An 18,391-nucleotide genomic window follows, 5' to 3' on the forward strand; every position below is an offset into this window, starting at 1 on the left:
AAAATAACTCTAATTGTAAAATCACTCTATTTCGTGTAACATTTTTACAACCATAATGGCGACTTAACTATTCTAACGCTTATACACTAAATTTGTAACAAATTGCTCACAATTTTTTAGAGATTTTTATCACAAATTTGTGTAATAAATAATTATAAAGTGAATTATTACATTATACTAAGGTTTTACACTTAATCAAAACGTTTCATACCTTCTCATTCCATTAATAATTACCATAATTAAATAAAACGGCGTGGTTACAAATTTCATTTTGCACCACACCACTTCATAATTTATATTATCGAATTAACTTTGCTGTTATGTCTTTAGTTTGTTTATAGATATCTTTATATATATTGAAATAATATTGATATTGATGATGTCTGTCTATATTAGGTTCGAACGTTGTATCTGTTTGAATAAATTGCTCAACACATTCTTCAATAGAGTTATACCAACCTAATCCATATGCTGCAAGTATAGCAGCTCCCATGCTTGGTCCTTCTTCGTGTTTTAATTTTTTAACTGATGCATTGAAAACATCAGCTTGTAATTGTAACCAAAAATCACTTTTTGATCCGCCACCGATAGAAACTACGGTATTTATGTCTTTACCTTCTTGTCGAATCAATTGTATAGATTCATACAGTGAATACGTAATGCCTTCAATCGTTGCTCTAACAAAATCTGAATGTTGATGCTGATCACTGATACCAATAAAACTTCCTCTAATTAGTGCATCACCATGTGGTGTACGTTCTCCAGCTATATATGGGGTAAATAGCAATCCATTGGCACCTATCCTAGATTGTGATGCTAGTTTTATAAGGTTGTCGAAGCTTTCATTTTCAAAGAACGTATCTTTTAACCAATTTAAACTATGACCTGCTGCTAAAGTTACGCCCATCGCATAATAAGTGTTAGGAATCGCATGATTAAAGAAATGAAGATTATTTCCATATTCTGTTACACTTTGATGTTCTACATTTAATATCACACCTGACGTACCAATACTACACAACGTTTCTCTATCATGAATAATACCTGCCCCTAAGGCACCACATGCATTGTCTGCACCACCAGCAAAAACAGCTACGTCTTCATTTAAACCTAGCTCACTAGCAATTGAAGGTAATAAATAGCCTACACTCTCATGTGAATTAATAAGTGGCGGATATATATCACCAATTTCAAACTTATCGCCAATATCTTTATTCCATTGATTAGTCTTAGGATCTAATAACAATGTTCCAGCAGCGTCACTATATTCCATATGAATTTGACCAGTAAGTCGATAACGCAAATAATCCTTAGGTAACATAAAGCGATCAACCTGTTCCCAAATATCTGGCTCATGTTGTTGCACCCATAACATCTTCGGTAATGTGAACCCTTCTAAAACAGGGTTACCATTTACTCTATTACCTAATTTGTTGATAATTTGCTTACATTGCTCTGAATTTCTTGTATCATTCCACAATATTGCGTTTCGTAATACGTTACTTTGTTGGTCAATCATGACTAAACCATGCATTTGTCCTGAAAATGACATACCTTTGACTACGGTATCTTTCATTTTAGAAGATGCTAGTAAACTAGAGATGGCATCTTTTGTTGATTGAAACCATTCTTCAGGATCTTGTTCGCTGTAACCATTATGTTCTTGTATTAATGATAACGATGAATTGGTCACATCAAGAACATTACCTTGTCGATTTACTGCTATCACTTTAACAGAACTTGTGCCTAAATCTACTCCGAGAACTATTTCATCCATTTATCTCACACCTTTTATTTTATAACATTAAACAATCTAGTTACTGGTGTTGCCTTAGATAATCAATACAACTCTATCTAATTGATATTTCATACTGTTTCATCTTAATATACACACTAAAAACTGTCTATTTAATGTTAATTAGACTTGTTATTCATTAATAAGAATCATTCCAAATAAAAAGGGTAAAAATAATAGAACAAATTAAATCTACTCACAAAGGATGAATGTATATGAATCATAATCAATTTGAACATTTAAAATATATTGATGAGGGACTTTATGCAACACCAACAACTGAATTACCTTTCGACTCTAGATTTGAATTTAAATCATTAGTTTTACAACGAGATTCTGAAAATGTCATCATTTATCATTCTTCTCATTTAAAAGAATCAGAAAAGGATATTAACGCTTTAGGCGGTGCAGATAAAGTGTTAATGAATCACGATCATGAATCTTTAGGTGGTAGCAAAAGCATTGATGTACCTTATTTTATAAATGAAAATGATGCTTCAGCTTTAAAACCTAGTATTCCTGTCGAAGGTTATCTAAATCAACGCGAAATGTTATATGATGATTTAGAAGTGATTCCAGCCCCTGGCCATACACCTGGAACAACATTATATTTATGGGATAATGGTAAACATCGCTATTTATTCACTGGTGATTTCCTATGCTTTGAAGGTGATCAATGGCGTACAGTTATTCTAGGTTCAAGTGACAGAGAACAATCAATACAGAGCCTTGAAATGATTAAAGAATTAGACTTCGATGTACTTGTTCCTTGGGTCACAATCAAAGAAGGACCACTTGCCTACTATGTAAAAAATGATGAAGAAAAGCGCCAACAAGTCCAAAATATTATTGATCGAGTACGTAATGGTGAAAATGTTTAATAAAGTATAAAAGAAATTTAGGGTGATATGACGTAGCATCACGATAATGTTTGAATTCATCGAATTCATTAAGTTGAATTGTTTCAACGATTTCATTAACATGTCGCGACATATCATTTGTGGGAATATGGACTGAAGTTTCCATAGGTAGCGTATGTTGAATCATGTTATAATCTTTATACATAAGTCACTTCGTTTATTTAGTTTAGTGATGTTTATTAAATTATACGAAAGTGCCTTATTTTCCCAAAGTGTTTTAATGTAAAATTACATATAAATACGTAGTATTTATGGCAAGACTCCTGAGGGAACAGTACTAGTTGAAGACCTTAGAAATTCTCACAGATTTATCTGTGTAGAATTTCTGGCTGAAACTGTACCATCGGAAGGGACCCAACACAGAGAAACTGATTAAATCAGTTTCTACAAGCAAAGCAAGTTGGGCATAGTGTAGCCATACAATACGAAGTATTGGGTATAAAGTAAGCACTAAGATGATTAAAATAAATCATCTTAGTGCTATTATTTTAGTATTTATTTCACAGCCTGTTGTAGATATATCTTATCTGTTACCAACGTCTGAACCGACGTCTACTTTCTTACTTTTCTTGTCGTATACTGCTCCTTGTACACTACCAAAGTTTGGATCATTTCGTTTTTCCTTCACACCATATCCAAGATTTTTGAAAATCTCTAAGTCTTCGTCACTCGTAGCATTTTCATAATAAATGGTACCACCATCATTGTAGAATCTTGGTTTGTCGACCGCTTCTTGTAAGGTACCGTCACCTCTTAAATAATCGACAATGACTTCATTTAACATTGTTGGAATTTTGTTACCACCAGGAGTACCAATACCCATATAGAAGTCTGTACCTACTATAATTGATGGCGAAATAAATGAACGTGGTGCTTTATGTTTTTCACCATAGTTAGGACTTGCTTGAGATTTAGAGAAGTCTCCTAATGAGTTGTTCATATAAAAGCCTTCCTTCATAAAGTCACCTGAACCAAAGTAACTTGATAATGTATTGGTAGTACTCGCAACTTTACCTTGCTTATCAATAACAACAAAGTGTGTTGTACTAGTATTATCTGTTTGAATTGGATTAAAATCACTTCCACCTTCAGCTGTTGTACCTACATTTACTTTGTTCAATTCACCTAGTAAATAATCATCTGATAAATGTTCTTCGCTACTAGGTTCCGCACCATTTACAATGTCACGATTGCTATACATAACATCACGAGATTCTAATATACCTTTAATGTAGCTATTACGATCAGCAGTACCTTGATTTTCTTGTTCATCTATTTTTAATCCTTGTAGTGTCAATGTTCCTCCTAGAGGATTTGAAGCTGAATAAACTTTGTTTCCTAAGTACTCTGTACTTACTGGTTCTTTCTTTTCAGTTTTAAATGTATTGAAATCTTTCTCTGTTAATTGATTATCCAATTGTTTAGAGATACTTTTACCTACATCTTTATAGAAATAATCTGGACCTTTATCACGAATTTTCTTTAATGTATCCGCTAGTTTATCTTGTTTAACAACATCGCCTTCACGGACCGTTTTCTTACCTTTAAAGAATGGTGAATTACGATCAATTTTAGAACCATATATTTTCAAACTACGTTCTAATTCTGAATCTACTTCAAATCCATCTTCAGCAAGTGGAATAATATAACCAAAGAGTTTCTTCTCATCCATCTTACCTTCTTTTTCATGCATATCATGCATACCTCTTACGAAACCAGGCGTACCAATTTTATCTCCTTGTTTATAGTTATAAGAAGAATATGTTTTATATTCATATAAATTTGGTACTTGGCCTTCTGTACCATCATAAGTTAATGTGGCGCCACCACCACCTAGACCAGATGAATGAGGTTCAGTAACCGCTAATGCATATGATACTGCGAAAGCAGCGTCTGTTGCATTTCCACCATCTTCAATAACTTTATTACCTATTTTAGTGGCAATCGCATTGTTAGATGCCACACCATAGTTTTTATTTCCAGCCTTTTTATGATTTGTTATTTTGTTCTCGTATAGTTTATCTTTATCAATCTTTTCATCTTTCGTAAAATAGTAAAATACAAACGAAATAATGATGGTCAAGATTAATATGACAGTCAAGGTTGCTTTATTATATATGTTCATTCCTAACTTGCCCCTTTTGAAAGATATTGCTGTTCTCCATTTTTCAATTCTTGCTGTTCATAACTATCTAAACCTTCATTTGCTCTTGCGAATATGACGAGTAGGAAAATAATTACTACAATAACGATTACAGTGATCGGCAGCCAATGTTTTTTAATATTCAAATGTATAACCTCCATCGTCAGCTTTTTTTAAATCAATTGATTGGTCTTTAATATTATTGTAAAAGCGTCTTTGGTCCATTTTGTTCATATCATCTTCAGAAATTTTACCGTCTTTCGATTGAATTGGTGTGAGATGGAACTTATGTTTTTTATCTTTCCAATCATCTTGTACAACCATACCTTTTTGATTTTTCGATAAGAAATCATCTGATGTTGTATTTCCCAGGCTATAAAAAATAGGAGTGTTCTTGTATTTTTCGACTTTTTGAATAACTGAATTATGTCCAATAATCACATCTGCTCCTGCTTTGGATAAAGCATGCGCATATTCTTTTTGACGATCTGTAACATTTCTTTCGTTTGGAATTCCCCAGTCAACATTAACTACTACATAATCATTATTTTGTTTTAATTTTTTAATTAATGGATAAAAAATGTCTGGATCCAAACTGATAGATGTCGTATTTTTAAGTGGTTCTGCATAATTTGATTCTACATCTGTAAATGATACATTAGCTATTTTCTTACCTTTAACATCTTGTTGCACGGTTTTACTATTAATAGGGTTAGAACCATTCCCCGTTAGGAAATTATACCCAGCTTGCGATTCTACCTTTTCCATCAAGTCTCTTGCAGTAACATTATCCGCAGTCTGATTAATTAAATTTACACTTTTAATGTTCTGTTTTTTCAAGAACATGATGTTTTCTAAATTTTTCTCAATCTCTTTCTTAGAATCTTTAGCAAAGTCATTCACTAACAATGAGGCCGTTGAAAAGTCACTATTCTTCAGTGGCTCTTGTAACCCTGAAAATACACTATTGAGATTATTTTGACGTATATGTTTATTTAATGTGATATTACCCAAATAGGTCATGCGAACGCTGTTTGGATCTTTTGCATCACTTTTCACAGGTACCACTTTAACTGCGCGAATAGCGAAGACTATTAATACTAAAGCGATAAGAAGAACTATGGCTGTGTATAAAGTGTTTCTACGTTTATGACGTTTAGATTGTTTGAGCAACCATTCGCTTGGTGTTAATCGTTTTTTCTTTTTCATTGTAATTACGCGCTCCTTGTTCTTGATTAATTAATAAAACTGTATAAGAACAAGATGACATATGTAATACATGTTAATAACATAGTAGATGATAATGTTATTACAACACCTTGTTTTTGAATTGTGTTCGCGATGATACCAGGAATAACTACCCCAATACCAGACACTTCGACCATTTCAAATGGGGTTAATGGATATATCAAATCAAATATAAATTTTAATACCATACCTGTTAAAATCATGGCAGCGAATTTTCTTCTACCATATAAAATAACCCATTTACTAATACCGTTGTTTACAATAAAGAATGTTAAACAACTGATAATTAATACTGATAAAAGCATGATGGGTTGATCAAAAATTAATGCTAAATAACCAGGTACTACCAGTCCTGCTGGATTAATACCAAATTTCTCAGCGAATATAAGACTGAGAACAACACCTACAAATAAGGAGAAATATAATTCTGAACCTATCATTTTATTCTATCCCTTCTATGAATTCCGCTATTCTTCCACCTGGTCCGTGTATGTTACCTACACAAAAGACAAGTGCATTGTCCGCTTCTTTCATAATAGCTTTTTCTATTTCTGTAAAATCTTGTCCTTCAAAATTTAAATATTTCTTATCAGGTAATCGATGCATCAAATCTGATACCATTTGTGTACTTTTTCCGGTACAGATAAGCGTATCGTATTCCACATCTTCTAAGAAATCTTCAACAAACAATTTAGTTCTATCAATTCTATCTGAACGACAATTTAATATGACGATTTTCTTACTATAAGGATAATTGTATGATTCTACTTTATTTAATATCGCTTTCGTAGATTTTGGCTCATTAGCAGCGAAAGCATTAACAAAAACATTTTTCGTGTTATTTGCATGGAAATATTTAATTCTAACTGCACCTGGATCTGCAGGCGCATTTAACATTCCTTCTAACGCTGTTTCACTATCAACGCCTACTGCTTGGGCAATGCCTAATACAATAGCCACATTGTCTGGAAAGACTAAATAATCAAATTTTCTTAAGTATGATTCAGGTATTTTATCTTTATCAACAACAATTAATTCTGTTTTACGTTTTTTAGCTTCTTTAGCAAAAAAGTCTGTAAACTCATCTTTCATAACAACCAATTTCCCTTTATAAGGAATGGTTGCGGTAAACGCTTGTGCTACATCTTTTAGTGTCGGTCCTAATACATCCATATGGTCTTCCATTACATTAACGATAACGCCCACGTTAGCTTTTACTAAGTCCTTCTGGAATGTAATTTGATAGTCAGGATTGACAGCCATACATTCATTTACAAGTGCATTGGCTTTTTGTTTAACAACTTTACGAATGATATCTCTTTGTTCACCTATATTGGCACCTTGAGGTTTTCTTATTACTGGATACTCTTTTTGAGTAAACCAATACATCATTCGTGCGTCTGTTCCTGTTGTTTTCCCTATGACTCTATAGTGATCTTCTCTCAATACACTATATGCCATTCGAGTAATAGTCGATTTACCTCGAATACCATTAATATTAATTCGTATAGGGATTTTCTTAAGTCGATTCGCATGGCGCCTTTTTTCTTTAATACCTAGCCATAGAATCAACACAACACATATTGTTATGAGAATCACGCTACAATCCCTCTCTTTTCTATGTATATTGAATTGTTAATGGAATGGAAATTTATTTTTCTCTATAAAGTATGAAAAAAATCTATCCAATTATTAAAACGCTTCCATTAATATAAATCTTATAAAAACAATTAATCAAAAGTCAATATATATTAAATATTCACTTAAAACTTAAAATAAAAAATTACTTATCTATAACTTATAGTAGTAGACTATCATTTGGTTATTGATTCAGTTTTAACTCTTTTAATTAACCATTAAAATAATGTAAATAAATGTAAAGGCTTACTTGAAGAATAGGACATATTGTTAATCATTTAGACTGTATTTGGTTACTAGCCTTGACATACCTTGTATTGAGAAAGACATATATTTTTTACTAGGAATTTACATTAAATTAAAAAACAAATGTTAAATTAAGAGTGTAGTTACTCAGACCTTAGGAGGAGAAGAATGGAAAAGTCAGTTAAATTTGCTATTGGAATTTATTTAGCAGCTATTTTAATAGTGACAACACTTTACTTATCATTCATTCTAGTTGGAAGTTTACAAGGAAAGGACATGAGCAATTCTGTATTAGATACAGATCACACTAAAATAAATAATAAAACACGTAATAGCGATGAAGCCGTAGACTCTAGTTTAAAAAATGAAGATGTTTCATCAAAAGAACATTCATATACATCTACAAATTATAAAAATGTTGATTCTAAAGACTCAAATCAGCATCAATCAAAACAAATAGATAACAAAACAGCGAATTCAAATTATCAAACATATTGATAAATGAATTCGCTGTTATACTCAATGTAAACCCACTCATTTTATAAGGAGTAGGGTTATTTTTTTATAATAATTTGTTTAAGTTGATTCAAGACGTCTTCTCTTTCCGGAAGAGGAAATATAGGATAAATATGAAACAAATTGTCACCTTGTATAAATTCATGTTCAATCCCTTTTTGATCAAGCATTTGGGATAATTTAAGCGCGTCAGGATATAATGTTTCTTTAGTACCTATGACAATAGTCAAGTGACCGAGATGGTTTATATCACCATTAATAGGTGAAATTCTATAGTCATCTAAAGGCGTATCCCCTGCCCATAAACCTGCTAAGTATTTACTTCCATCAATACCTAACATTGGGTCTATTTGTTCATATTTTTTCGTTTCTGGATTACTAAATGTAGCATCTAACACAGGTGATAATAATACAATATGTCCTGGTTGTGGTAATGATCTATCATTTAATGATTGTGCAAATGATAAGGCAATTTGACCACCTGCTGAATCACCCATAACAATAAGTTGATCCGGATTATCTACTTTATTAAGTAAATTTTGATAAATTTTATGGAGGAGTACCTCTGTCGTTATATAATCTCTATGTGGCACTTTAGGATATATAGGCATTACTATTTTAGCGTCTAACGTTTCTGCAAGTAAGTCTATAAATTCAAAGTGATAATCTAAAGGATCTTGAAACCAAGCGCCACCATGAATATATAATACTGTCCTTTGTTGTCGGTCACCTTGATTGTTAACAACATAAACTAATGAACCAAAGTAATCTTGGATACTAACGTCATGGTTAAATTCATATTCAGTACCTGCATACTTACCCGCAGTTTCATCTTTGGTCTTTTCAAGTGCTTTTTTAGCGCCTTCAACACTATCGAACGTGCTTTTCATTCCATTTAATCGCATCATTTTTTCTTGAACGAAACTACGATAACTTCTCTGTTCTTTGACTTTAGCGAATAATATACTACCTACTAAAGTAGAACTTATCACAGCTAGAACTTTCTTGAACATTGAAATCCACCTCCTTTATCCTTTACTTCTATAATATAATAATTTCGAATTTTTCGCGTTATAAAAGTCTTTTTAAGTTTATTTAATATTCATAAATCCGTTACCTAAAACGTCTCTTACATCATGAATAACAAGAAATGCATTGTCATCATAACGGTTAATAATTTTCTTTACTGTAGCAATCTGACTTTGAGATACTACTGCATATAATATATCTGTATTATCTAATTGATAAGCACCTTTACCATCTAACAATGTTGATCCTCTTCCAGTAGCTTGGTATATTTCAGAACTAATATCTTTATTGTGATCTGAAATAACTGTTACTGCTTTTTTAGGATTAAATCCTTCTACTACAAATGCCATCGTTTTTTCGACAATAAATAGCATAACGATTGTATATAGTACATTAGTGATAGGCAACACTAGTAAAAATGATAGTACTACCAATGCGTCTAATATAAATAACGCTTGGGATGTTTTGACTTCTGAATATTTACTTATAATACGTGCAATGACTGATGTACCACCTAATGTACTTCGTGATGCAATTACTAGGCCTGAACCTATACCGATTAATACACCAGCAAAGACTGCATTAATAAAATTTTCATTAATTCCTAAACTAAAACTTTTAGTTAAATCTAAGAAAATGGAACTGGCTGTAATCGTAATCACTGTATAAATTGCCGTCGTTTTACTCAAATATTTCCAGCCAATGATAATTAAAATAGCATTAATGAGAAAAGATGTAAGCGCCGGTGATAAACCTAGTGTATATTTTAATACAAGGGACATACCAATAGCGCCGCCCTCACCAAGGTTACCAGGTATCACAAAGCTATTTACACCGAGCGCAATTAATAGTGTTCCTACAAGACAGAAAACTGTATTTTTAATATGATAAGTACGAGAATGTTTTGCCATTTTAGCCTCCTTCTGTAACACTGCTTAAATCGTTACTATCGTATTTTCACATAAAAATTTCACACGTTTTCTATCATAACACTTAATTATTACACGTCCCACCAACTCGGGTTAAATCGTATAATGAGAATTTAATATATTAAAAAACACTCGAACATTAATTTCATTCGAGTGTCTGTAAACCTATTTATCATTTTGAACTTTCGTATATTTTTTCATACATCGGTGTTAACTGGCGTTCAAATTTTTGTAAATCAATAAACCTACCTTGTCTATGCATTTCTTTACCATTCATAAATATTAAATCTACAGGTACTGTAAAAATAGATAATTCTCCTGCAATATCTGTTACTTCATTTTGATTAATAATAGCTAATTTCACTTGAGGAAACGTTTCTTGTAATAAGTCTTTCACTTGAGGTAACACGGCATGACAAACACTACAGTGATCTCTCATCACATGAACTACAACTAATGGATGTTGATTAATGAAAGTTTTAAATTGTGCTACATCTCGAATTGTTTCAGTCATACCATTCACCCTCTCGAGTTAAAATTAGTACGTATCATCATTAATATATAAGTACGAATTTTCACCTTATTTCATTATATCTTGAAAAACTTGAGGCAACTTCGTTATTTTTTGCTTTTCTAAATCATAAAAACCACCTGTTTGGTAACCTATACAATGTACTTTATCTTCAGATGAGATTTCAAATTTGAATATCCATTTCATTTTACTTGCTTTAATCATCCAACAACGTGCTCTCGGTCTATCGTGTATCGTTACTGGTACTTTATAATCCGCTTCCGTTTTCATTAAAATTGGTGAAATACCTTTAGATATCATTTCTGAATAATTCATATATTGATTAATAAAAATGGTACGTAAATCTTCAAACCATCTTATAAACACGATATTACTTACAATCCCCATTGCATCAATATCATATCCATTTACTTCTATCTCTGTATCAACAATTAATTTGCCTTCTTCAGTATCCATTATTAATTTCTCCCTTATATCTATATTCATGTCTATTTTAAGCTATTTAAACATTATTTTCATCTTTGTGGACTTTACCATGTTTACCGGGTCTCTTTTTATAACTATATTATTCTATTATTTATAATCATTATTTTAATAGAAAACAATTCAAAAATTTTAAATTATGGTATAATAGATGTGAAATCATTCACATTAAAATGGAGGGATTCCTATGAAAGCCTATAATTACTCAAAACCTGGTGTAGCAAAGTTAATTGATAAGGAAAAGCCAGTCATTACAGAAAGTACTGACGCTATTATTAGAATGGTCAAAACGACTATTTGTGGTACAGACTTACACATTATCAAAGGTGATACTCCAGAAGTACCTGAAAATACAACACTTGGTCACGAAGGTATCGGTATTGTTGAATCAGTTGGATCTAATGTGAACAACTTTAAAGTTGGAGATAAAGTCATTGTCTCTGCAGTATCTTCTTGTGGTAAATGCTATTACTGTAAAAAAGGCATTTATGCACACTGTGAAAATGACGGTGGATGGATTTTAGGACATTTAATTAATGGTACACAGGCAGAATATGTTAAAGTTCCTTTTGCAGATAACTCGTTATATCATGCACCTGACTCATTACCAGATGAAGCTTTAGTTATGCTTTCAGATATTTTACCAACTGGTTATGAGATTGGTGTATTAAAAGGAAAGGTTAAACCCGGTAGTACTGTAGCTATTGTTGGTGCTGGACCAGTCGGTTTAGCTACATTATTAACTGCACAATTCTATTCTCCATCAAAAATTATTATGATTGATTTAGATGATAACCGTTTGGAAACTGCTAAATCACTTGGCGCGACACATACTATCAATTCTAGTAATGTTGAACAAGCTATTAAAGAAGTCTATGAGCTCAATCATCGCGGCGTCGATGTCGCTATTGAAGCTGTAGGTATTCCTCAAACGTTTGATTTATGTCAAAAATTAATTGGTGTCGACGGTACAATTGCTAATGTCGGTGTTCACGGTTTACCAGTTCAATTTAATATCGACAAATTATGGATTAAAAATATCAATGTCTCTACTAGTTTAGTTTCTGGTAATACTACAGAAGAACTATTAGAAGCATTAAAAAGTAAAATCATTCAACCTGAACAACTCGTTACTCACTATAGTAAGTTAAGCGAGATTGAAAACGCATATGATTTATTTAGAAATGCTACTGACCATAAAGCGATTAAATTATTAATTGAAAATGATATTACAGAAGCATAATCTTTTAGATATAAAATAGACTGTGACATGAATCCTAAAATAATAGCACTAAGATGATTTATTTTAATCATCTTAGTGCTTTCTTTATACCCAATACTTCGTATTGTATGGCTTCGCTTTCCAAGGGTACAGTTTCAGCCAGAAATACTACACAGATAAATCTGTGAGAATTTCTAAGGTCTTCAACTAGTACTGTTCCCTCAGGAGTCTTGCCATAAATACTATGTATTTATATGCAATTTCATACTAAATTACTTAAAAAAATAATAAAATAGACAATTTCTATATTATTCCAATAGAAATTGTCTATTTTCACTTGTCCAAGAACTTTATATCCCTGATACTTTATCTCTATTAATTATTTAACTTTCATAATACGTTTACTTGGCTCAACATCTTTAATATCGTCCACTGTTAACGTTTTGTTATCCAAGTTTGTGATAACTAATGGTGTCACAATGCTTGGTGCATTTTCTTTAAGATATGCTAAGTTTACTTTCATTAATGGTTGACCTTGAGTCACTGGTTCATCCGCATTGACTAAACTTTCAAAACCTTCTCCATTTAACTTAACTGTATCTATACCAATATGAATTAATAATTCAATTCCTGTATCAGATTCTAATCCAATCGCATGTTTTGTTGGGAATATTGTCTTCACTGTACCGTCAAATGGCGCAACGATTTCACCTTTTTCAGGGATAAATCCAATACCGTCTCCCATCATTTTTTCAGAGAATACTTTATCAGGTACTTCAGATAATGGAATAATTTGTCCAACACCTGGCGCATAGATTTCAGTTTCAGCAATATTTTCTACGTGTACTGGTTCTTCTGAATCTTCTTCAGTGACAGTTGTTTCACTTGGTTTAGTAATTTCACCACTCATGATTTTTGCCATATCATGTTTAATTTGATCTGATTTTGGACCAAAAATAGCTTGCATGTTATTACCAACTTCAAGTACACCAGAAGCACCTAATGCTTTTAGTCCTGGTACGTCTACTTTTGCTTTATCATTAACTTCAACACGTAAACGAGTGATACAAGCATCTAAATGTTTAATATTCTCTTTACCACCCATTGCATCTAATACATCAAATGGTAATTTAGCCACACTTGAATTTCTGACTTCTTGTTCTTTATCTTCTCTACCAGGCGTTTTTAAATTGAACTTTCTGATAGCAAAATCGAATAAGAAATAATAAACCAGTGCATATACGATACCTACTGGAATAACTAATAACGCATTTGTTCTATGCCAGTTTAATAATCCGAATAATACATAGTCTATGAATCCACCAGAGAATGTCATACCAATTTTTACACCTAATAAATGCATAATTAAGAATGAAGAACCTGCTAATACAACGTGGATTGCATATAACAATGGCGCTACAAATAAGAATGAGAACTCAAGTGGTTCTGTAATACCTGTTAAGAATGATGTTAATCCTGCTGATAGCATCAAACCACCAACAATTTTTTTACGTTCTGGACGAGCATTTTTATAAATAGCAAATGCTGCAGCTGGTAAACCAAACATCATAAATGGATATTTACCAGTAGTAAATGTACCAGCAGTAAATGGTACACCGTCTTTTAATTGAGCCATCCAAATACGTTGGTCACCACGAACCAATTCACCAGCATGGTTTGTATAATGTCCGAACTCGAACCAGAATGGTGCATAGAAAATATGATGCAAACCAAATGGAATTAGTGAACGTTCAATAACACCAAAAATAAATGTTGTTAATACTAAGTTTTTCGTTAATAAGAAGTTTGATAAATCATTTAAACCTGTTTGAATAGGTGGCCATACCCAACTTAATACAATACCAACAATAATTGCGGCCACAGATGTTGCTATAGGGACGAAACGTTTACCTGCAAAGAATCCTAAAAATGCTGGTAACGTAATATTATAGTATTTGTTATAACACCATGCGGCTACGGCTCCCATGATAATACCGCCAAACACACCAGTTTGTAGTGTAGGGATACCTAACACTAACGCAAATTCAGGTTGTTTAGCAGCTTGACTTAATTCTTTAGCACCTTTTGCATAAGAGAAGATATCATCAATTGTAATATTTAAATATTTACCCATAGTGGCATTCATAATTAAATAACCAACTAGTGCTGCTAATGCTGCTACACCATCTCCTCCTGCTAATCCAAGTGCTGTACCGACTGCGAATAATAGTGGTAAGTTGTCAAAAATGACTTGTCCTGCTGCTTCCATAATAGAAGAAATCATAACAAAGACATTATTTGTTAACCAAGGCGCAATTTTGACTAACTGTTCATTGTGCATTGCATTCCCAAATGCAAGTAAAATCCCAGCTGCTGGTAAAATTGCCACAGGTAACATTAACGCTTTACCTATACGTTGCAATTGCCCAAAGAGCTTTTTAAACATATAAAAACATTCCTCTCATATTGTAGTCATTTACATGTACATAAAAAAAGACATGAACAAACAAGACCATAATAAATGGCCAAATGTTTGCTCATGCCTGCATCACCAGTAACACGCAAATGTTATTTTTAATTTAAATATAGTATACACATTAGCTGAAGCGTTTACAATAGTTTATTTTAAAAAAATCTCAACCAAAACGAGTTGGTTGAGATTTATAGAATCTATATTATAAGAAACGTTTTGTTGCTACTGAGATTGGTGGGATTTGATCAAAGTCTAAATGTTTATCTTCAGTAATTGATCTGTATGCCCATTTACCATAACCAAGTGCTTCTGAGTTAACAATTTTACCTGGTAATGGTGCAGCATTAGGGTCAACATGTACATCAACGATAGTTGGAACGTTTTGTGACATTGCTTCTTCAACAATATCATCTAAACGACTAGCGTCTTTAACTGTATAACCTTTACCGCCAGCAGCTTCAGCGAATTTAGCATGATCCATATCAGAGAAATCAATGGCATATTCTAATTCACCAGCAGCTTGTTGTTCATATTTAATGAACGCTAATTGTTTGTTGTTTAATACAAAAATTGTTAATGGTAAGTCGTATTGAACTGCAGTTGCAAAGTCTTGCATTACCATTTGGAATGCGCCGTCCCCTGCAATTGCTACTGATTGACGGTCTGGGTAAGCAACTTTAGCTGCCATAGCACCTGGAAGTGCACAACCCATAGTACCTAACCAACTTGAGATCATAAATTTGTTATTTACACCTAAGTTTAAATAACGAGTTGACCATACTGTTGAAGTACCAACGTCTGCTGAAACAATAGCATCGTCTTTTAAGTTGTCATTGATAGCTTTCATTAAACGTTCTGGACGTAATGGTGAATTATTATTATTTAAATCTTGTTCCATCCATTTATCCCATACTGCTTTACGTTCTAAAGTTTTGTCTAAGAATGGACGTTTAGCAACGTGTTTAATGTTTTCGCTTAATTGTTCTAATGCAATTTTAGCGTCTCCTAAGATACCAACGTTGATATCGAAACGGTGACTAATATGTGCTTCATTAGTATCAATTTGGATTGCTTTAATATTTTTCTTAGGTAAATATTTAACGAATGGGAAGTTAGTACCAATCATAATTAAAAGATCTGCATCTTGAATTGTTTGATATGATACTTTAGTACCGATTTGTCCTAAGTTACCTAAATTGTAAGGATGATCATCAGCAAGGATTGCTTTTGCTGGTAATGAATGAATAGCTGGGATTTTAGCCATTTCTATAAATTCACGTAATTCATCTTTTGCATGTTGTGCACCAACACCGAAAAGAACAACTGGTTTTTTACTTTTATTGATTAATTTAGCAGCTTTTTTGATGTTTTTGAATTTAGGTGCAATTGCTTTAGGTTTAGTTGTATTTACTGGTTTGTTAGTAGTGTCTTTGATTTGTTGAGTTAATAAGTCATTAGGACAGATGATTACTGCTACACCTTTTTGCTCATAAGCTGTACGAATCGCTTCATTAACGATTTCAAATACGTTGTCGCCTTTTTGAATTTGGTGGTTATAAACAGCTACATCTTCACATAATTTAGATAAATTAGTTTCTTGGAAAGCACCAGTACCTAATTTATCACTATTTGTTTGACCAGAAATAACTAATTGAGGAACGCTATCCATTTTAGCGTCATACATACCATTTAATAAGTGGATTAAACCAGGTCCACCAATACTTAATGCTACTCCGATTTTACCTGTAATTCTTGTATAACTACCAGCAGCTAAACTTGCTACTTCTTCGTGACGTACGTGGTAGAATTTAAATGAGTCTCTTACTGTACGTAATGAGTCAACTACTGCGTCGATTGAGTCTCCTGGTATACCATATAAGTGATCGATGTCCCATGCTTCTAATGCTTTAACTAATGCTTCATTTGCTTTGATTTTTGCCATTTTTCCAAATAGCCTCCCTTTCTATTTATATGAGTTTCTTCCCTTTAATAGAACAATAAAATAAGTATTGGTATTAAAATCGAACTGATTACTGCAGTTAATATCATACCAATCGAACTAAATGCGCCTGATTCTATATCTAATTCTAGTGCTTTTGCTGTACCGAAAGCGTGAGAAGCGTTACCATATGTTAAGCCTCTCGCGATTGAAGATTTAAAGCCTCCCATACGCAATAGCATTGAACCTAGAATACTACCTATTAACCCTGTAGCTATTATAAAAAGTACAGTCATTGTATCTGTGCCGCCAAGTTCGTTAGAAACTTCTATCCCAACAGCTGCTGTGATAGACCTTGGCAACATAGTAACAATCGTTTCTTTTGAATAGCCGAAGATTTTCAACGTTACGTATACTAACATAAAATTAAGTATTACACCAGTTAACACGCTCGTGAAAATCACAAAAAGGTATTTCTTTATCTTATGTCTGTTTTGATAGAGTGGATAAGCCAAACAAACGACCGTTGCGTTTAATATATGATTTATCCATTCTCCACCTTTCATGTATCCTTTATAACTAATATCAAACATAAGAAGTATCGCTATAATGATAATTGATGCAATTAATGCTGGATTAAGAAATGGATTTTTATATTTGTCTTGCAGTTTTTTAGAAATAACATATACCACAATCGTTATAATTATCATAACTGCTGCTTGTAATATGTTATTCATAACTCATCCATCCCTTTTCCTATATCTTTTCTGTTCACCAATTTTTCAGCGATATAGCCTGAGGATAATGCTACTAAACATGTTCCTAAAATAATAATTAAAAAGAACAATAGATAGTTAAGCGTAATGTCTGATACTACATCCATAACGCCGACAACAGATGGAATAAAGAAAAACACCATCGTTTTTAATAGGAAGTCTGCACCTTCATTCACCCACGATACAGGAATTATTTTGAACTGTAATAATAGGTAAAAAATGATGAGACCTACAATACTACCTGCTAAAGGGATGTGTAATAAGCGCTGCACTTCGGTACCGATGAATGAAATAATTAAAATAAGTACGAGTTGTACAATAAGATGTATGAAATCTCTCACCTTATGCATGCTATCTTTCCCTTCTAAAAAATTTGTCTAAATTGTTACAACAATTTTTTAGTGATATTTATAATTATAGACTTCCTTTTTCTATTATTAAAATACATTTTTCGAATACTAAACATTCCTTAAATTTATGAAAGCGATTTCTTCCGCTGAGA

At 32.5% G+C, this 18,391-nt stretch carries 17 protein-coding genes and 1 pseudogene; 3 read left to right on the plus strand and 15 right to left on the minus strand.

The window, feature by feature from the left end:
* Positions 1-298 precede the first annotated feature (298 nt).
* On the minus strand, positions 299-1,777 hold the full coding sequence (gene xylB / locus GVY01_RS09475) for a xylulokinase (RefSeq protein WP_017636556.1): 1,479 nt from the start codon (positions 1,775-1,777) through the stop codon (positions 299-301).
* A gap of 233 nt (positions 1,778-2,010) precedes the next feature.
* Between xylB and GVY01_RS09480 the strand changes: the two genes are divergently transcribed.
* Entirely contained in the window at positions 2,011-2,676 is a 666-nt protein-coding gene (locus tag GVY01_RS09480) for an MBL fold metallo-hydrolase (protein WP_017636557.1), read from the plus strand.
* Between the two features lie 7 nt (positions 2,677-2,683).
* Here GVY01_RS09480 and GVY01_RS09485 read toward each other — a convergent pair.
* The 6 genes and pseudogenes from GVY01_RS09485 to pgsB all read right to left on the minus strand — a co-directional run.
* Positions 2,684-2,860 (minus strand): annotated as a pseudogene (locus GVY01_RS09485) (IS5/IS1182 family transposase); the annotation flags it as partial.
* Positions 2,861-3,238: 378 nt separating this feature from the next.
* Complete coding sequence (locus GVY01_RS09490; protein WP_017636559.1) at positions 3,239-4,840, minus strand: gamma-glutamyltransferase; 1,602 nt, start codon at positions 4,838-4,840, stop codon at positions 3,239-3,241.
* Positions 4,841-4,842: 2 nt separating this feature from the next.
* Complete coding sequence (locus GVY01_RS09495; protein WP_017636560.1) at positions 4,843-5,004, minus strand: hypothetical protein; 162 nt, start codon at positions 5,002-5,004, stop codon at positions 4,843-4,845.
* Positions 4,994-6,067 (minus strand): CapA family protein, encoded by a 1,074-nt coding sequence (locus tag GVY01_RS09500; RefSeq protein ID WP_017636561.1) that lies wholly within the window; start codon positions 6,065-6,067, stop codon positions 4,994-4,996. Before GVY01_RS09500 ends, GVY01_RS09495 begins: the two co-directional genes overlap by 11 nt.
* A 26-nt stretch (positions 6,068-6,093) precedes the next feature.
* The gene (gene pgsC / locus GVY01_RS09505) at positions 6,094-6,546 is read right to left on the minus strand and encodes a poly-gamma-glutamate biosynthesis protein PgsC (RefSeq protein ID WP_002450119.1); all 453 of its coding nucleotides are present in this window, start codon (positions 6,544-6,546) and stop codon (positions 6,094-6,096) included.
* 1 nt (position 6,547) lies between these two features.
* Positions 6,548-7,705 carry a poly-gamma-glutamate synthase PgsB gene (gene pgsB / locus GVY01_RS09510; protein ID WP_026083444.1) on the minus strand — a complete coding sequence of 386 codons (1,158 nt, stop codon included), beginning with the start codon at positions 7,703-7,705 and terminating at the stop codon, positions 6,548-6,550.
* A 453-nt stretch (positions 7,706-8,158) separates the two neighbouring features.
* Between pgsB and GVY01_RS09515 the strand changes: the two genes are divergently transcribed.
* Positions 8,159-8,488, plus strand: a complete 330-nt coding sequence (locus GVY01_RS09515) for a hypothetical protein (RefSeq protein ID WP_017636563.1) — start codon at positions 8,159-8,161, stop codon at positions 8,486-8,488.
* A gap of 56 nt (positions 8,489-8,544) precedes the next feature.
* On the opposite strand, the gene GVY01_RS09520 is transcribed toward GVY01_RS09515, so the two are convergent.
* From GVY01_RS09520 to GVY01_RS09535, 4 genes are all read right to left on the minus strand, one after another.
* A complete protein-coding gene (locus GVY01_RS09520; protein ID WP_017636564.1) occupies positions 8,545-9,519 on the minus strand; it encodes an alpha/beta hydrolase fold domain-containing protein in 975 nt (324 codons plus the stop codon).
* A gap of 78 nt (positions 9,520-9,597) precedes the next feature.
* Positions 9,598-10,446: a YitT family protein gene (locus GVY01_RS09525; RefSeq protein ID WP_017636565.1), complete on the minus strand. Its 849-nt coding sequence runs from the start codon at positions 10,444-10,446 to the stop codon at positions 9,598-9,600.
* Positions 10,447-10,636: 190 nt separating this feature from the next.
* Positions 10,637-10,978, minus strand: a complete 342-nt coding sequence (locus tag GVY01_RS09530) for a thioredoxin family protein (RefSeq protein WP_017636566.1) — start codon at positions 10,976-10,978, stop codon at positions 10,637-10,639.
* A gap of 66 nt (positions 10,979-11,044) precedes the next feature.
* On the minus strand, positions 11,045-11,452 hold the full coding sequence (locus GVY01_RS09535; protein ID WP_017636567.1) for an acyl-CoA thioesterase: 408 nt from the start codon (positions 11,450-11,452) through the stop codon (positions 11,045-11,047).
* Positions 11,453-11,666: 214 nt separating this feature from the next.
* Here GVY01_RS09535 and GVY01_RS09540 point away from each other — a divergent pair, with 214 nt between their 5' ends.
* On the plus strand, positions 11,667-12,722 hold the full coding sequence (locus tag GVY01_RS09540) for a zinc-dependent alcohol dehydrogenase family protein (RefSeq protein ID WP_159333735.1): 1,056 nt from the start codon (positions 11,667-11,669) through the stop codon (positions 12,720-12,722).
* A 358-nt stretch (positions 12,723-13,080) separates the two neighbouring features.
* Here GVY01_RS09540 and ptsG read toward each other — a convergent pair whose 3' ends face one another.
* The 4 genes from ptsG to GVY01_RS09560 form a co-directional block, all read right to left on the minus strand.
* Complete coding sequence (gene ptsG, locus GVY01_RS09545; protein ID WP_029055995.1) at positions 13,081-15,147, minus strand: glucose-specific PTS transporter subunit IIBC; 2,067 nt, start codon at positions 15,145-15,147, stop codon at positions 13,081-13,083.
* Positions 15,148-15,376: 229 nt separating this feature from the next.
* The gene (locus GVY01_RS09550; RefSeq protein WP_029055994.1) at positions 15,377-17,116 is read right to left on the minus strand and encodes a pyruvate oxidase; all 1,740 of its coding nucleotides are present in this window, start codon (positions 17,114-17,116) and stop codon (positions 15,377-15,379) included.
* A gap of 44 nt (positions 17,117-17,160) precedes the next feature.
* Positions 17,161-17,850: an LrgB family protein gene (locus GVY01_RS09555; protein ID WP_017636570.1), complete on the minus strand. Its 690-nt coding sequence runs from the start codon at positions 17,848-17,850 to the stop codon at positions 17,161-17,163.
* Positions 17,847-18,239, minus strand: coding sequence for a CidA/LrgA family protein (locus GVY01_RS09560; protein ID WP_017636571.1), 393 nt, complete (start codon positions 18,237-18,239; stop codon positions 17,847-17,849). The genes GVY01_RS09555 and GVY01_RS09560 overlap by 4 nt, the downstream gene beginning before the upstream one ends.
* Between the last annotated feature and the right edge of the window lie 152 nt (positions 18,240-18,391).

Source organism: Staphylococcus sp. 8AQ (genome assembly GCF_902506595.1).
Lineage (GTDB): Bacteria > Bacillota > Bacilli > Staphylococcales > Staphylococcaceae > Staphylococcus > Staphylococcus pasteuri.

What these genes read in the sequence shown, in the direction of transcription:
- xylB (WP_017636556.1), bottom strand. Translation starts at nt 1,777, where the DNA reads ATGGATGAAATAGTTCTCGGAGTAGATTTAGGCACAAGTTCTGTTAAA.
- GVY01_RS09480 (WP_017636557.1), top strand. Translation starts at nt 2,011, where the DNA reads ATGAATCATAATCAATTTGAACATTTAAAATATATTGATGAGGGACTT.
- GVY01_RS09490 (WP_017636559.1), bottom strand. Translation starts at nt 4,840, where the DNA reads ATGAACATATATAATAAAGCAACCTTGACTGTCATATTAATCTTGACC.
- GVY01_RS09500 (WP_017636561.1), bottom strand. Translation starts at nt 6,067, where the DNA reads ATGAAAAAGAAAAAACGATTAACACCAAGCGAATGGTTGCTCAAACAA.
- pgsC (WP_002450119.1), bottom strand. Translation starts at nt 6,546, where the DNA reads ATGATAGGTTCAGAATTATATTTCTCCTTATTTGTAGGTGTTGTTCTC.
- GVY01_RS09515 (WP_017636563.1), top strand. Translation starts at nt 8,159, where the DNA reads ATGGAAAAGTCAGTTAAATTTGCTATTGGAATTTATTTAGCAGCTATT.
- GVY01_RS09520 (WP_017636564.1), bottom strand. Translation starts at nt 9,519, where the DNA reads ATGTTCAAGAAAGTTCTAGCTGTGATAAGTTCTACTTTAGTAGGTAGT.
- GVY01_RS09525 (WP_017636565.1), bottom strand. Translation starts at nt 10,446, where the DNA reads ATGGCAAAACATTCTCGTACTTATCATATTAAAAATACAGTTTTCTGT.
- GVY01_RS09530 (WP_017636566.1), bottom strand. Translation starts at nt 10,978, where the DNA reads ATGACTGAAACAATTCGAGATGTAGCACAATTTAAAACTTTCATTAAT.
- GVY01_RS09535 (WP_017636567.1), bottom strand. Translation starts at nt 11,452, where the DNA reads ATGGATACTGAAGAAGGCAAATTAATTGTTGATACAGAGATAGAAGTA.
- GVY01_RS09540 (WP_159333735.1), top strand. Translation starts at nt 11,667, where the DNA reads ATGAAAGCCTATAATTACTCAAAACCTGGTGTAGCAAAGTTAATTGAT.
- ptsG (WP_029055995.1), bottom strand. Translation starts at nt 15,147, where the DNA reads ATGTTTAAAAAGCTCTTTGGGCAATTGCAACGTATAGGTAAAGCGTTA.
- GVY01_RS09550 (WP_029055994.1), bottom strand. Translation starts at nt 17,116, where the DNA reads ATGGCAAAAATCAAAGCAAATGAAGCATTAGTTAAAGCATTAGAAGCA.
- GVY01_RS09555 (WP_017636570.1), bottom strand. Translation starts at nt 17,850, where the DNA reads ATGAATAACATATTACAAGCAGCAGTTATGATAATTATAACGATTGTG.
- GVY01_RS09560 (WP_017636571.1), bottom strand. Translation starts at nt 18,239, where the DNA reads ATGCATAAGGTGAGAGATTTCATACATCTTATTGTACAACTCGTACTT.